The 15,149-nt window shown below is 45.0% G+C and carries 12 protein-coding genes and 2 tRNA genes; 9 read left to right on the top strand and 5 right to left on the bottom strand.

The genetic code is table 11. The annotated features are described in order from the left end of the window. Positions 1 to 12 precede the first annotated feature (12 nt). Genes F461_RS0104805 through F461_RS0104795 form a run of 3 tightly spaced genes read left to right on the top strand, consistent with a single transcriptional unit; the run spans position 13 to position 1,946 of the window. On the top strand, positions 13 to 597 hold the full coding sequence (locus tag F461_RS0104805) for a chemotaxis protein CheB (RefSeq protein ID WP_020000020.1): 585 nt from the start codon (positions 13 to 15) through the stop codon (positions 595 to 597). 2 nt (positions 598 to 599) lie between these two features. After that, positions 600 to 1,613, top strand: coding sequence for a GGDEF domain-containing response regulator (locus tag F461_RS0104800; RefSeq protein WP_026364621.1), 1,014 nt, complete (start codon positions 600 to 602; stop codon positions 1,611 to 1,613). 51 nt (positions 1,614 to 1,664) lie between these two features. Further along, positions 1,665 to 1,946, top strand: a complete 282-nt coding sequence (locus F461_RS0104795; RefSeq protein ID WP_020000019.1) for a hypothetical protein — start codon at positions 1,665 to 1,667, stop codon at positions 1,944 to 1,946. Positions 1,947 to 2,040: 94 nt separating this feature from the next. Here F461_RS0104795 and F461_RS0104790 read toward each other — a convergent pair whose 3' ends face one another. The 5 genes from F461_RS0104790 to F461_RS0104770 all read right to left on the bottom strand — a co-directional run bounded on the left by F461_RS0104790 (position 2,041) and on the right by F461_RS0104770 (position 6,966). Continuing rightward, positions 2,041 to 2,745 carry an ABC transporter ATP-binding protein gene (locus tag F461_RS0104790; RefSeq protein ID WP_020000018.1) on the bottom strand — a complete coding sequence of 235 codons (705 nt, stop codon included), beginning with the start codon at positions 2,743 to 2,745 and terminating at the stop codon, positions 2,041 to 2,043. Continuing rightward, entirely contained in the window at positions 2,738 to 3,526 is a 789-nt protein-coding gene (locus F461_RS0104785; protein WP_020000017.1) for an ABC transporter ATP-binding protein, read from the bottom strand. The genes F461_RS0104790 and F461_RS0104785 overlap by 8 nt, the downstream gene beginning before the upstream one ends. Further along, entirely contained in the window at positions 3,526 to 4,749 is a 1,224-nt protein-coding gene (gene livM / locus F461_RS0104780) for a high-affinity branched-chain amino acid ABC transporter permease LivM (RefSeq protein WP_020000016.1), read from the bottom strand. The genes F461_RS0104785 and livM overlap by 1 nt, the downstream gene beginning before the upstream one ends. Positions 4,750 to 4,809: 60 nt before the next feature. Next, positions 4,810 to 5,718 carry a branched-chain amino acid ABC transporter permease gene (locus F461_RS0104775; RefSeq protein ID WP_020000015.1) on the bottom strand — a complete coding sequence of 303 codons (909 nt, stop codon included), beginning with the start codon at positions 5,716 to 5,718 and terminating at the stop codon, positions 4,810 to 4,812. A 126-nt stretch (positions 5,719 to 5,844) separates the two neighbouring features. After that, complete coding sequence (locus F461_RS0104770; protein ID WP_020000014.1) at positions 5,845 to 6,966, bottom strand: branched-chain amino acid ABC transporter substrate-binding protein; 1,122 nt, start codon at positions 6,964 to 6,966, stop codon at positions 5,845 to 5,847. Between the two features lie 657 nt (positions 6,967 to 7,623). Between F461_RS0104770 and F461_RS0104755 the strand changes: the two genes are divergently transcribed. The 6 genes from F461_RS0104755 (at position 7,624) to F461_RS0104730 (ending at position 15,084) form a co-directional block, all read left to right on the top strand. Continuing rightward, positions 7,624 to 9,333, top strand: coding sequence for a glutamine--tRNA ligase/YqeY domain fusion protein (locus F461_RS0104755; RefSeq protein ID WP_020000011.1), 1,710 nt, complete (start codon positions 7,624 to 7,626; stop codon positions 9,331 to 9,333). A 176-nt stretch (positions 9,334 to 9,509) separates the two neighbouring features. After that, a tRNA-Gln gene (locus tag F461_RS0104750) sits at positions 9,510 to 9,584 on the top strand. 55 nt (positions 9,585 to 9,639) lie between these two features. Beyond that, positions 9,640 to 9,717: transfer RNA gene (locus F461_RS0104745), tRNA-Glu, on the top strand. Between the two features lie 1,117 nt (positions 9,718 to 10,834). Beyond that, positions 10,835 to 12,400, top strand: a complete 1,566-nt coding sequence (locus tag F461_RS0104740) for a BCCT family transporter (protein WP_020000010.1) — start codon at positions 10,835 to 10,837, stop codon at positions 12,398 to 12,400. Positions 12,401 to 12,508: 108 nt separating this feature from the next. Next, positions 12,509 to 14,398, top strand: coding sequence for an alkaline phosphatase family protein (locus F461_RS0104735; RefSeq protein WP_020000009.1), 1,890 nt, complete (start codon positions 12,509 to 12,511; stop codon positions 14,396 to 14,398). A gap of 104 nt (positions 14,399 to 14,502) precedes the next feature. Further along, positions 14,503 to 15,084 (top strand): hypothetical protein, encoded by a 582-nt coding sequence (locus F461_RS0104730; RefSeq protein WP_020000008.1) that lies wholly within the window; start codon positions 14,503 to 14,505, stop codon positions 15,082 to 15,084. Positions 15,085 to 15,149: the final 65 nt, after the last annotated feature.

The following is a 15,149-nucleotide window of genomic DNA, read 5'->3' as shown; positions in this document are numbered from 1 at the left end:
TTGGAAAAGTGAATGGATAAAATCATTCAGAAATATGAAGCGATTGTTATTGGAGCTTCTGCCGGGGGGCTTATCGCATTACACCGTATTTTCTCTCAACGGTGCCTCGATTTCAACCTGCCGGTTCTTATCGCTCAGCATATTTGCCCTAACCGTGAAAGCCTGTTGCCGGAGTTGCTTCGTCAGCACTGTACTGGAACAGTTAAGGATGCTGAGGACAAGGATGTAATTACATCAGGTAACGTATATATTGCACCGTCTAATTACCATTTGTTAGTGGAACCGGACAAAAGTATTGCTTTGTCTGTAGAGGGCAGGGTGAACTTTTCACGGCCATCCATTGATGTGTTGTTTGAGACTGCTTCGGAAGCGTATTGCGATGCACTTGTAGGAATAATTTTGTCAGGGGCAAATTCCGACGGTGCTTATGGGGTGTCCCAAATAAAAAAACGCGCTGGTCTTACCATTGTGCAGTCTCCGGATTCTGCGGAGTTTGATACAATGCCTAAGGCTGCCATTGAAGCTTCAAATCCGGATTTTATTCTTTCTTTGGATGAAATCGGAATATTATTGAATACACTTTGTAATAGAGGATAACCATGGGAATCGCCAAGGTACTCATCGTAGATGACAGGCCGGAAAATCTGCTGACGTTGGAAAGCCTGTTAGAACAACCGGGGATAGAGGTTGTTCGCGCAAACTCAGGCGAGGAAGCCCTCGGTCACATGCTTGATCATGATTTTGCACTGATCTTGTTGGATGTTCAGATGCCGGGCATGGACGGTTATGAAGTTGCAGAGCTTATGCGCGGGAATAGAAAAACAAAGCATATCCCCATTATTTTCGTAACTGCGGAGGGCAAGGGCAAGGCTCAAGTCTTCAAGGGGTATGAATCCGGTGCTGTTGATTACCTGTTTAAGCCGCTTGATGCCCATATTTTTAAAAGCAAAGTTGGCGTTTTTATTGATTTATTCCATCATAAAGTAGCGTTGGAACAAAAAAGCCTTGAGCTGGACCAAAAACTTGTAGAGCTTGAAGAACTGCAACAGCAGCTTGAACAGACAAACGAACAGCTTCTCCTTCTTTCAATTACTGACGGACTTACTGGTTTACTTAATAAGCGTCAGTTTAATGCTAATTTTTCCCACGAATGGAAACGGGCGTATAGAAATAAGTCTCCATTATCTCTAATAGTTATCGATATCGACTATTTTAAAGCTTATAATGACACGTACGGACACACAAAGGGTGACGAGTGCCTTGTACAAGTCGCGCAAGCATTGGCAGATACTGTGAAACGTGATGTGGATAGGACGGCACGAGTCGGTGGTGAAGAGTTTGCGATAATATTGCCGGACACAGAGCTTGCTGGAGCACAGCACGTGGCAGAGCGTGTTCGCGATAACGTTGAGTTGCTTGCAATTCAACATAAAGGCTCACCCGTTTCAGAACATGTGACCGTAAGTGTAGGCGCTGCCTCTATTATCCCAACGCAAAAAGAAGATACTCTTTCTCTTATAAAAGCTGCCGATGCCGCTTTATACAAAGCAAAGGGTGATGGCAGGAATATGTGCTGTTCGGCGATGTTAGAGTGTGAGCTAGGGGCAGTATAGGGCGCAGGTAGTCTATAATTCAAAGATAAAGCCGAAGCAGCAGGTGTTTTCGTGCTTCTGCTTTTATCTGTGATTATCCCCATCAACATGGCGGATCGATTTAAAGAAATTGACTGGAACATTATGTGGGGGCTGGTCTTGAAGAAGACTCTCCCGTTCTTCTGGATTCCAGCACATACCATAACATTTTTGCTGCCGCCGGATCTCCGTATTCTTTTTGCTGCAATGCTAGGTCTAGCTCTAAGCGTTACTTTCACTTTCGCTAATCTTTCGGGATCACAGAAAACCGGTGGGGCAGTCTTTTTCTGCCCGCAGGGCGCTCGTAAAGACTGATGCAGCTGAAAAGCTAACGCACTTGTCCTCCCCATGAAAAAGGCATGAAAAAAGGGCGCAGCAACAGCTGTCGCCCTCTCTCGAATGGGTTTGGCTATAAGCCAAGGTATGCTTTTTTTACGTCCTCGTTGGCAAGCAGAGTTGCTGCGTTATCTTCCATAGTAATGTGCCCGGTTTCCATTACATATCCTCGGTGCGCAATTTTGAGCGCTTGGTTCGCATTCTGTTCCACAAGAAATACTGTGGTACCGGATGCGTTTACCTTTTGAATGATTTCAAAAATCTGCTGGATAATAATTGGGGCAAGACCAAGGGATGGCTCATCAAGGAGCAACAGTCGAGGTCTAGCCATCAGGGCACGGGAGATTGCTAGCATTTGCTGTTCACCACCGGAGAGTGTGCCTCCTGTTTGCTTCTGGCGTTCTTCCAGAATCGGGAACAGGTGGAATGCGTATTCCATATCGCGTTTGATGGCGTCTTTATCGTTACGCAGAAAAGCTCCAAGCTCCAAGTTTTCCATAACGGTTAAGTCTGGAAAAATGAGTCGGCCTTCTGGTACTTGGGAGATGCCAAGATGCACTATTTGATCCATCTTCATCTGGTGAATCGGTTTGCCCTCAAAAGTGATTTCCCCGGTACGAGGCGGAGTACCACCGCAAATAGACATGAGAGTTGTAGACTTACCGGCACCGTTAGCACCGATAAGTGTTACGATTTCACCTTCATCAATATGCAGGCTTACATCATGCAGCGCATGGATGTTGCCGTAGAATGTGTTAATTCCATTAATTTTAAGCATGGCTTTCCTCTCCAAGATAGGCTTTGATAACCTGTGGATCCTTTCTTATTTCTTCTGGAGTACCCTGAGAAATAAGGCAGCCGTATTCCATAACGTAGATGCGTTCGGATAGACTCATTACCATGCTCATATCGTGTTCAATGAGCAGAATTGCAAGGTTGAACCTGTCGCGGATATCCAACACCAGCTGTTTAAGTGATGCTGTTTCCTGTGGGTTCATGCCGGCTGCAGGTTCATCAAGTAAAAGCAGGGAAGGCTCAGTAGCCATTGCTCGTGCAATTTCTAATCTTCGCTGATCGCCGTATGGCAGATTGCAGGCAAGATCGTTGTAGTGCTGGTTAAGCCCAACGTATTTGAGCAGCTCATAGCTTTTCTCAATATTTTCTTTTTCTTCACGCTTAACATGTGGTGGGCGAAGCAACGCATCCAGAATGCCAGCTTTAGTGCGGCAGTGACGGGCTACCATAACATTTTCCAGCACAGTCATATTCTTAAATAGTCGAATGTTCTGGAAGGTACGCGCCATACCTAGCTCAGTAACGCTGTTCGGCTTCATACCGTTGACACGGCGTTCTGTTTTTCCAAGTGGAGTAAAGAGCACATCGCCATCAGTCGGTTCATAAATGCCGGTGATGCAGTTGAAGAAAGTAGTCTTGCCGGCACCGTTCGGGCCGATGAGTGCAACAATCTCGCCGCTGTCCACTTTCAGGTCAACATCGTTAAGTGCCCGCAGACCACCGAAGCTTTTGGAGAGCGCATTAACGTTCAGTACAGTAGACATTACGCATCTCCTTCTTTGACAAGGTCAGGATCATCTATGTGGTATTTACGTCCCTTAGGAGCAATAAGTCCCTGCGGACGGAATACCATCATAAGCACCATTGCGGACGCAAAAATAATCATGCGGTATTCTGAGAATGCCCGCAGATATTCCGGCATAAGCACGAGGAACGCAGAGCCGAGGATAACACCAAGGTTGGAACCCATGCCGCCGAGAACAACGATGGACAAGATGATTGCCGATTCCATAAAGGTAAAACTGGCAGGGTTAATAAAGGTGGTTTTTGCGGCAAAAATTACACCGGCAAGACCAGCCCAAGCTGTACCCAGACCAAACGCCATAAGTTTAACGGTAACGCGATCAATCCCCATTGCCTGACAGGCGATTTCATCTTCGCGCAGTGCCTGAAGAGCACGGCCGATACGGGAATTTTTTAATCGTTGCACTGAAATAATGGTAACGATAGCGAGACCGAGAACTATGTAGTAAATGTATATATTTGCGTCTGCTACAGACAGTTCCATGCCGAATAAGCCCGGCCGGTCAATATTAGAGATACCGGATGGGCCACCAGTCAGAGTGCTCCAGTTTTCCAGAACCAGTCGGATAATTTCACCGAATCCGAGAGTTACGATTGCGAGGTAGTCACCACGCAGACGCAATACAGGGAAGGCAAGCAGGATTCCGCCGAGACAGGCAAATAGGCCGCCAAGTGGCAACGCTACCCAGAATCCGATTCCGAAATAGTGGTTAAGCAATGCATAGCTGTATGCACCAATTGCATAGAATGCAGCATGTCCAAGAAAAAGAAGACCTGCTACACCAACAATAATGTTCAAGCCGAGGCCAAGGATGATGTACAGCAAAAACGAGATAAAAATGTTTGTCTGGTACGTGCTTACAAGCAAAGGCAGTATTGCGCTCACTGCAAAGGCAACGGCAAGAGCAGGTCGTGCCACTGCAGGTTCTTCCATCGCACGGGAGATCCAGAGTTGTTTTTTCGGTTTGTCAGTCGAAACTGTTTCGTATTGTTTGGCTTCTTTGCGAGCCAGAGCCCAGCGCCATACGTAGGATAAAATAAAGATCCCTACGCCGACGTAGGCAAGGTTCATCCATCTCCATTCAATGGTGTTCTCGATAGTATTTACTCGAACAACCATGATAGGAAATGTAAGGAACATGAACCACAAACTGGTAATTATGGATTGTTTCAGTCCTTGCATTGTATCTCTTCTGCAGAAGCTAGGTTCTGCAACTCCTTCTTTCGTTACGAGTGAATACGGTTATACCTTTTCAACAGGCGCTTTGCCCAGAATGCCGGATGGACGGAAGATGAGGAATATGACCAGCAGTGAGAAGGCAAAAACGTCTTCGTAGTCACTGGAAATATACCCTGCCGCATAGCTTTCTGCCAATCCGAGGAACAGCCCGCCAAGCATCGCACCCGGAATGGAACCGATGCCACCAAGAACCGCAGCCGTAAATGCTTTTACACCGGCAATAAAGCCGATCATGAAGTTTAGCTGACCTGAGTGGGTGGAAATAAGCACGCCACCAAGAGCAGCCAGCGAAGAGCCAATGATGAAGGTGGTAGAAATAATTTTGTCGGCGTTAATGCCAAGGAGCATTGCCATTTTTCTGTTCTGGGCAGTTGCACGCATGGCTTTGCCCAGTTTGGTAAATTTAATGAACAAGGTAAGAGCTGCCATTGAACTGGCACTGGCAACAACAATTACTAAGTCCGTTGAACCAAAAATGTGTGCAATTGGTTCCATAAACTCAAAATCCGGAATTAATGCTGGAAACGGTAAGAAGTCAGATGTCTGCGCCAGAATGATGTAGTTCTGGAGGAAAAGTGACATACCGATAGCAGAAATAAGTGGAGATAAGCGAGCAGCGCCACGAAGCGGTTTGTACGCTACTTTTTCCATGGTGTACCCGTAGGCAGCACAGTACAATACGGCAATAACTATTGCCATAAGCAGGATTGCAACAGCTGGGAATCCATAGATACCCATCACGCCGGCAACAATAAGACCGGTAAAGGCACCGAGCATGTAAATTTCGCCGTGGGCAAAGTTAATAAGCTCAATAATGCCGTATACCATCGTGTAGCCGATCGCGATGAGAGCATAGATGCTACCACGCGTTAATCCGCCAAGACCCAATTCGATGAAAAAATCCCAATCCATGTGTATGTCCCTGTCAGAGAGGTGCCTGTCTGCAAAAATCGTTGCAGGTACGAGGCCTATTATCTGAGTAAAACGGGGAACAATGCGAGACTGCTCCCCGTTGCGGTTGCGGTCAATCCGGTTGTATTATTTAAGTTCTATGTATTTACCGTTTTGTACCTGATACATGGAGAAACCAACGCCTTCTGCGTCGCCTTTTTCGTTAAATTTAATTTTGCCGACAGGAGTATCTACAAACTCACTGCGCAGTTTAGCAGTTACAGCTTCGTAGTCTGTGGAGTCAGCACGTTCGATGGCGGTAAGCATTGCTACAGTTGCTGCGTATGCTGCAGGGTAGAATGCGCCAGGCTCGGAGCCAAACATTTTTACGTGTGCAGCAATCGCTTCTTTGTACATTGGCAGGTTAGATACATCGATAGGGCCGGAGGCGTATACGCCCTCAGCGTTTTTACCGGCTACTTTGATGAAGGTGTCATCTTTTACGCCGTCATCAGAAACAAAGTTTGCTTTAATACGCTTTTTACGCATCTGACTAATGATTTTAGAAGCTTCCGGATGGTAACCACCGTAGATAACGGTATCAGCTTTAAAACGGCGAATTTTCTGTACTACTGCGGAGTAGTCTGGAGCACCCGGTGTTACGCCTTCAAACATAACAACTTCAGCTTTGCCGCCTTCTTCAATAAATTTGCGTGCGAATTCTGCGTACCCTTTACCGTAGTCCCCTTTATCGTGCAGTACGGCAATTTTTTTTGCGCCAAGTTTTTCGATAGCAAAGTCAACGCCGAGACGTGCCTGCATATCGTCAGAAGCGATGGTGCGGAAGAATGTCGGGTAGTCGCCAGACTGGGTGAGCATAGGGTTTGTAGCACTAGGTGACATGGCGATAAGCTTAGCTTCTGTGTAGATCGGCAGAGCAGCTTTTGTTGCACCAGAGCAGATGTGACCGAGTACAACGTTTGCACCGTCAGAAACAAGTTTGGTAGCTACGTTGGTAGCCTGCTCAGGTTTGCACTGGTCATCCTGAATAAGCAACTCAACCTGTTTGCCATTTATCCCGCCGGCAGCGTTGATTTTTTCAACAACAACTTTTGCAGCGTTAACGGTAGGTAAACCATAGGAAGCAAGGTCGCCACTGTGTGCGCCAGCTACACCAAGCTTGATAGTGTCTGCCGCAAAAGCAGGTACACATAATGCTGTAACGGCGAGGCCCGTTACGATGGACTTAAGTAAACCAGAAAATGTCATAAGTTCCTCCAGCGTTGAAAAACATATTGTCTTTTATTCTAGCAATATGGTTGTAAGTGTGTGTGTAGTCTAGGAAGAATGAGAAAAAATAATGTTCCCTTCATGTTCTTTGTTGCCGAAAATACTAAAATTGTCAAAATGAAAACTGCTCTTTTTCTCAAAAAAGTAAAAAATATATGAAAAAAACTTAATATATCAGATTTTGTTTATATAAATTTTTCATTATCTCCTGATATAATGAAGGAAGTTTTATGCTTAAAAAAAGTGATGTAGTGCTCAGTATTTTTAAAAAAGTTGATAATATGATTTTTTTAAATCAATTTGTTGCAAAATATTTCAAAAAATAAAGAAAGAGTGATGGCTTGATAGCGAGGAAGATGAAAGTTGATTTTTTATTTCAGAAATAGGACAAAGTTGTGCGATGTTAGATTACCGATTTGCACAATGCAGCAGGTCTTTTTAGCAACCCTGTGATTTGTACTTGGTGTACGACCGTTGCTTGCATATAATGTTGTGTGGATGTGATGTCAGATAGGACATTTGCTATTGCAATACCATTGCACCAATTGACCGCTGCGGTTGTTTGCCGTATGTCATCCGCTTATAAATTGTTCATAGTCGCAACAATGCGAAGAAATAGATTTAGAGGACGTATTCATGAGTAAGGCTCCTGTAGCACCTGAAGAGAACAACGAAGGAACTAGTCTGGATTTTATCCGTACTATTATTGCTGAAGATTGTGAGAGCGGAAAATTTGACGGGCGCGTACATACCCGTTTCCCTCCAGAGCCTAATGGCTATCTGCATCTTGGGCATGCTAAATCCATTTGCTTGAACTTTGGAATTGCGCAAGAACACGAAAATGGCATTTGTAATCTTCGATTTGACGATACTAACCCGTTGAAAGAAGAAGATGAATACGTTCAATCCATTCAGGAAGACGTAAAGTGGCTCGGTTTCGACTGGGGTGAAAAGCCTTTTTATACTTCCAACTATTTTGAAGTGCTTTATGGCCATGCCGTAAAGCTTATTGAAATGGGTAAAGCATACGTAGACCACTCCACTCCTGAGGCTATTCGCGAGATGCGCGGTACTCTTACTGAGCCGGGGACTGAAAGCCCATACCGTGGTCGCAGTGTGGAAGAGAACCTTGATCTGTTTACCCGTATGCGCAATGGTGAATTTGCTGACGGCGAGTGTGTTCTGCGCGCTAAAATAGATATGACCTCACCGAATATTATAATGCGTGACCCTGCATTGTACCGTATCCGCAGGGCGACTCATCATAGAACTGGTGATGCATGGTGTATTTATCCTATGTACGACTTCGCGCATTGTCTTTCTGATTCTCAGGAACACATTACGCATTCTATTTGTACTCTTGAGTTTGAAAATAACCGTGAACTTTATGACTGGCTGCTTGATACTCTCGACATATATCACCCGCAGCAGATTGAGTTTGCACGACTGAATCTGACACATACTGTCCTTTCCAAGCGTAAACTTATTCAGCTTGTCGAAGAAGGGCATGTCCGTGGGTGGGATGATCCGCGTATGCCTACCATTTCCGGCTTACGTCGCCGTGGTTGTCCACCTGAAGCAATCCGCGAATTCTGTTCCCGTATAGGGGTGGCAAAAGCAGACTCCATGGTTGATGCTGCAATGCTCGAATTCTGCATGCGCGAAAAACTTAACGCCGTTGCACCGCGTCTCATGGGTGTTATTGATCCGGTAAAAGTCGTGATTACAAACTATCCTGAAGATCAGGTTGATGAATTTGAAATGCCGCTTCATCCGGAACTGGAAGAATATGGCAAGCGCACTGTGCCGTTCTCCCGTGAATTGTACATTGAACGCGAAGATTTCCGTGAAGAAGCACCTAAGAAATTTTTCCGTCTTACCGTTGGTAAAGAAGTTCGTCTGCGTTACGCATACTACGTTACCTGTACTGATGTTGTGAAAGACGAACAAGGTGAGATTGTTGAAATCCACTGTACTTATGATCCCGCAACCAAGGGCGGCTGGTCTGAAGATGGTCGTAAGGTTAAGGGCACATTGCACTGGGTTTCTGTGAAGCACGCTGTGCCTGCCGAAGTGCGTCTTTACGAACCACTTTTCGAAAAAGAAAATCCGAACAAGGTTGAAGAAGGTAAAACTTTTATTGATTACATCAACCCTGATTCTGAAAAAATTATCACCGCATATCTTGAGCCACGTCTTGCTGAATACAAAGCTGGTGAACGTGTACAGTTCGAGCGCCTTGGCTACTATTGTGCAGACCTCGATACTACCCCAGAAAGACCGGTTTTCAACCGGACTGCAACCCTTCGTGATAGTTGGAAGCGTGTAGAACGTAACCAAAAATAGTTGCTGATTAATCGACATAAAAAAAGCCCCTGTTCATTGTGACAGGGGCTTTTTTTATAGGCATTATTGGGTTGAATAATGGAATGATTGGTACCTATTAATTGAAAAGTCTTTTTTTTGATTTTTTCCGTTGACAGTAAGCTGGGTTTTCCATAGAACCACATCTCACAACTTGCTGGGCTATCGTTCAATTGGCAGGACGACGGGTTCTGGCTCCGTTAATCAAGGTTCAAGTCCTTGTAGCCCAGCCAAATTTTTTTACTATATTGATCAGTCTTGTTAGTAAAAAAATGCAAGTTTTTAAGCGTCCCCATCGTCTAGCCTGGCCCAGGACACCTGCCTTTCACGCAGGCGACAGGGGTTCAAATCCCCTTGGGGACGCCAAAGTAAATAAAGCACTTACATGTACATGTAAGTGCTTTTTTTTGTTGCCTGACTTTATGTAGAATACGCCAAAGTGTGCGGTTTGAAATTTTATTTCTACCTGCTCCACCATCTCTTTTATCTTCTTCCCGATATCGCCACCTTGCTTTTTGAGCTTTGATTCAAGGCTGTTGAGAATTTCTACCGCATGCATGCTCACATCTTTTTTCTAAAAATACTTACTTGCTTGAGGGGTAGACCTATGCCGCATGCATCCGTTCTCTTAGGTATGCTCCGACCATCTGCTTTTAATGTATTCCCTTTTCTTTTTTATGGGTAAAAGAATTATTCTGCAGCAAATAATGTTGTCTCATGCAAGGTGACGACTTTCAACACGTCGTGCATCAGTCGGCAGTAGGGTATCAAGGGTTGAATAATGTCCAGGTTAGAATCTATCAAGGCACTCTGTAAATCGCAGGGATTGTTTAGATGTTACGAATAAATGCTCATCCCTCTCGTCATAATAACCTCGCAACTGTATCAAGCGGGCTTAATGATATGGGAAACTTCTTCTCTTTTTTATTAATATTATTCCATCAACGTGCACCATGTGGCACGCTATTGTTGCGGATTGTATTTTCAGGTTTTCTGGATGGTTCAATAGAGGGTATGGCGTGGAGTTTTTTGAGTTGGTTGAGCTTTTTGTCACGAGTCGTGTGGAATAGCGTGAAGGAAAGGTTGCTATTGAGATTTAGGGGCTCAGAGTTGCTGTTTTGATAGGTGGTGACGACAAAAATTACGCAGAAGCGTCTAAAATGTCGCTGCATGTTTACTGCTGATAAAGCAGGGGATTTTTTATTCGGAACTACGTAACGACAAAAATGTCGCCAGGTCGTGTTTTTGTTATAGAGGCATGTTGCGCATCTTTTCACAAGTGTATGGGCTATTCCGGCAGTTTATTCGGTTTGGCCCGCATATTGCTTTAAGACCTGCAACAACAACTTTATGTGAGTTTTAATTTCGTATGAAATTAGTTTGTTATTAGTTGTCAGCAACAAGATATATCAACAGATATTTCAGAGCAAGATATACAGCGGAATGGCATTTTCTGGAGCAAGTGAATTTTCCTGGAGGGGAAATGGTTACAGAAGACAAAAATCAGGGTGCAAACCTTCGCCCTGATAACAAGATTTTGATTCCTGCGACGATAATTCTTATTGGGATTATCGCTTGTTCAATCTTGTTTACCGAACCGTTCGAACAGCTTCTGAAGTCTGTATATAGTGTATTTACTAATACAACAGGTACGTTGTTTTTGTGGGCTACCTTAGTGATGATGTTTCTCTCCGTATTTTTTATGTTTTCCCGTTACGGAGAAATTAAATTTGGCGAAAAAGACGAAAAGCCCGAGTTTAACAACTATTCCTGGATTTCTATGATGTTCTGTTCCGGCGTTGCCGGTGCGGTTATGTTTTGGTCCATTGTAGAACCTCTGTTCAATCTGGCGTACCCGCCTATGTTCGCGGAGCCGCTATCGCGCGAGGCTTTCGAGTGGTCCATGGCCTATGTGCTTCTGCATTGGGGGCCTGTCACCTGGCCGTGGTACATGGTAAGTGCATTGCCTATCTGTTACTTGTACTACAAGCGTAAAAAGCCTGTCCTGCGCATTAGTTCCACTGCTGAGCCGATACTTGGTGAAAAGGCCAATCGTGGTATCGGTAGAGGTATCGAAATTATTTTTATTATCGGTCTGATGTTCTCTAATGCTACGGTTATGGGAGTGTCTGTTCCGATTGTTAATCATGCTTTGAGTGCTGTTCTCGGTATTAAGCCTAGCTTTACTCTGGAACTGGTTATCCTTGGCATCTCAGCAGTTATTTTTACTGCTTCTGTCTCTCTGGGGCTCAAAAAAGGCATTAAGGTTTTATCTGATGCCAACGTTGTCATCGCGCTGGGGTTGGTTCTTTTCTGCTTTGTTACTGGCCCTACAGTATTTATTGTGGATAACTTCACCAACTCGATGGGGCAGATGCTGTCTAATTTTTGGGGAATGATTCTTTGGACTGATCCGTATACCAAAGGCAGTTTTCCGCAGGATTGGACTATCTTTTATGCCTTGTGGATGGCTTCCTACGGTCCGTTTATGGGGCTGTTTATTGCACGTATTTCTCGAGGGCGCACCGTTCGTCAGGTGATTGCTTTGGGCTTGGCTGGGGGCATAGCCGGTTCCTATATGATCCATGCTGTGTTTGGTGGGTACACCCTACACGCTCAGCTTAACGGTGTTGTCGATGCAGTTGACATGTTGAAAGCCTCCGGTGGTTCAGCGGCACTGGTTTCAGTCCTTAGTACATTACCTGCTGGAACATTTGTTTTGATTGGCTATTGTGTGTTCTCAACAATTTTTCTTGCAACATCTGTGGATTCCTGTGCCTACATTATTTCCTGTTCCGCAACGACCAAACTAGTCCCGGGAACCGAACCGACTCGCGGACACCGATTTTATTGGGCAGCCATTCAGGCAGGGCTTGCTCTGGCGGCGATTACGCTAGGCGGTCTTGGACCGGCTAAGGTCTTCGCGAATTTCGCAGGAGCACTTATGCTCGTGCCTATTGCATTCGGAATAGCTTCTTGGTTCAAAATGACCAAGCAGGATGATGCCTTGGTTAAATATTGCACCCCCGATCCTAACAAAACTATTTAGTATCGTTTGTAACTAAAGCTCCACCATTCGGGAGCATGATGTTTCCTGGTGGCTCTTTTGTTGCGCACAACTAAAGCTATAACACATTGAAATTAAAGGAAAAGTAAAATGACTTCTGAAGCCAAAAGAATTGCACTTCTCGGTTTCGACTGCGCTATTCCTAAGCGCCTTGAAGCACTGATGGAAGAAGGCGCTTTGCCTAACTTCAAAAAATTCAAAGAAGAAGGGTCATACATGACTGAAGGCTACAACATGCCTACAGTTACCCCTCCTTCCTGGGCCTCTATCTGTACCGGTGCTTACCCTCGTACTCACGGTGTTGAGGACTATTACTACTACAACGAAGGCGAGTCCTTGCACTTTTCCAAATGCGTGCAGGCCTTCGGTTCCAAAATGCTTAAAGCCGAAACCATTTGGGATGCATGGGATAAAGCAGGCAAAAAATGTCTGGTAGTAAACTACCCTACTTCTTGGCCTTCTAAACTCAAAAATGGCGTAATGGTACAGGGTGAAGGCTTATCTGCTGCGGAATCCCGTTGGCAGATTGAAGGCTACGAGCACAGAGAAAGCTTGTGTTCAGAATCTTGTGTAGCAACCGACTACTACCCAATTGGTGTACAGGCACGTTTCGAAGAAGCTGAAGGCTGGAAAAACCTCCCTGAAGAAATCGAAGATCTTGAGCCTCTCGATATGGTAATTCCTATGGAATTCCCTCACGCCATGGAAAAAATGACTCCTCAAACCTGGTACGGTCTGACTTGGGAATCTGAAGACGACGGCTACGATGTTTTCGCTCTGTGCCCAGAAAAAGATTTTTCTAAGGCATTCTTTACCATCAAAGTTCGCGAATGGTCTGACGTTATTGAATCTGAGTTCCCTATCGAGTCTGATGGCCGCATTGAGAAAGGTTACTTCCGTTGTAAGTTGATGGAACTTTCTGACGATGCTGAAGACTTTAAACTTTACATGTCCGGTATCACTGGAACTCACGGTTACTGCGCTCCTGACGATGCGTTGAAGAATGTTGATTTCAGCAAAACTATTCTTGCAAACGACATGGGCTTTGTTGGCCTTGTAAACGGCATTATTGATGACGAAACAGTGATTGAATTGGCTCAGTTCCACTCAGAGTGGCTTACCGAAGTGTTAACTACACTCATGAAAGACCATGCTGATTGGGATCTCGTTTACATGCACACCCACCTTATCGACTGGTTCTATCATGGTTACCTCGAGAAGATGGAATACGGTTCCGAAGAAGAGAAAAAGAAAGCATACGATATGGAACGTGCTATCTACCAGATCGAGGACAAATTCCTTGGTGCAGTAATGGAGCACATGCCTGCTGATGCGCTTACTTGTCTTATCTCTGACCACGGTGCAACTCCTATCGGACCTATCCTTAACACTGCAGAAGCTCTGAAGCAGGCTGGTTTGTGTGCTTATGAAGCTCGTGGCAAAGACGATGCAGGTTCTGTATGGGAAGAAGCCGAAGGCTTTAACTACGACCTTATCCCCGAAAAATCTTTGGCTGTTCCTCAGCGTTACATGTTTGTATATGTAAACCTGAAGTCAAAGTACCCGGGTGGTATTGTAGAGGACGAAGATTACGAAAAAGTTCGTAACCAGATTATCGATGCTCTCTACGACTACAAACACCCAGAAACAGGTGAACGTCCAGTTATGTGTGCAATCCCTAAAGAAGACGCTAAAGTTTTCGGCATGGGTGGCGAGCAGGCTGGTGACGTTGTTTACGTACTTAAACCTGAATACATGGCAGAACACGGCTACGGTTTCCCTACTGGTGAGTCCGGATGTGGTTCTCTGAAAAACGTTATGGTATGGCGCGGCCCAGGCGTTAAACAAGGTTTTGTATACGATCGTCCGCGCTGGCTGGTAGATGTAGTTCCTACTTTCTGTCACGCAACAGGCAACCCTGTTCCTGCTGATACTGAAGGTGCTGTAATGTACCAGATTTTTGAAAAGCACGATAACTAGGAAACGAATTCGTTGAGTAAATCAACGATGGTTCTTGGCTAATCGAATGTGTAACAGCATGTTTTTTATATAGATATCTACCCGGTAAAATCCAGGAGAAAATAATGGCTGAAAAAAAAGTAGTTCTGATCGCTTGTGGCGAAGCAGACGTAAATGGTAGCGGCGCAGCATTAGAAAAGTTCATGAAAAAAGCTTGCACTGTAGCTTCTTTCAACAACGAAAACATGGTTACAGAAGCAGCTAAAATCGAAGGCGCAATCACTGTTGCTGCTGACGGTGTTGCTAAAGCTTTTGAAGAAGATTGTGCATTTGCAGTTGTAGAACTCGGCAATGCAAGCAATGAAGTTTTGGAAGCTGCTGTTGCTCAGATTTCCGATGCTGCTGACCGTCGTACCCTTATCGCTATTGCTACCGACAACGGCCTCTACCTTTCCGGTCTTGGCATTGATAAAAAAGCAGGCACTGTTGAACGTAGTGCAACCGCAGCTGATGTTGTTGCTACCTTCTGCTACGTAGCAGATCTTCTCGTACCAGCAGATTGCACAGGTGGCATTCTTTACCAGGCGCTTAAAGATGCTAACATGAAACTCAAGGAAATTGGCAAACTGAAAGATGCCATTGCTCGTATGGAAGTTGCGCTGCAGCGCGATAACCGCGAACCTTGGGATAAGCACGACTGCGCATAAGAAGCACTCGATAGTTATACTCACAAACGCACCTCATAGGCCGGATTCCAGTCCGGTCCATGGGG

It is taken from the genome of Halodesulfovibrio aestuarii DSM 17919 = ATCC 29578 (assembly GCF_000384815.1).
GTDB classification, from domain to species: Bacteria; Desulfobacterota; Desulfovibrionia; order Desulfovibrionales; family Desulfovibrionaceae; genus Halodesulfovibrio; species Halodesulfovibrio aestuarii.
Note: the sequence above shows the minus strand (reverse complement) of the source record. Positions and strands in the feature narration are given on the sequence as shown.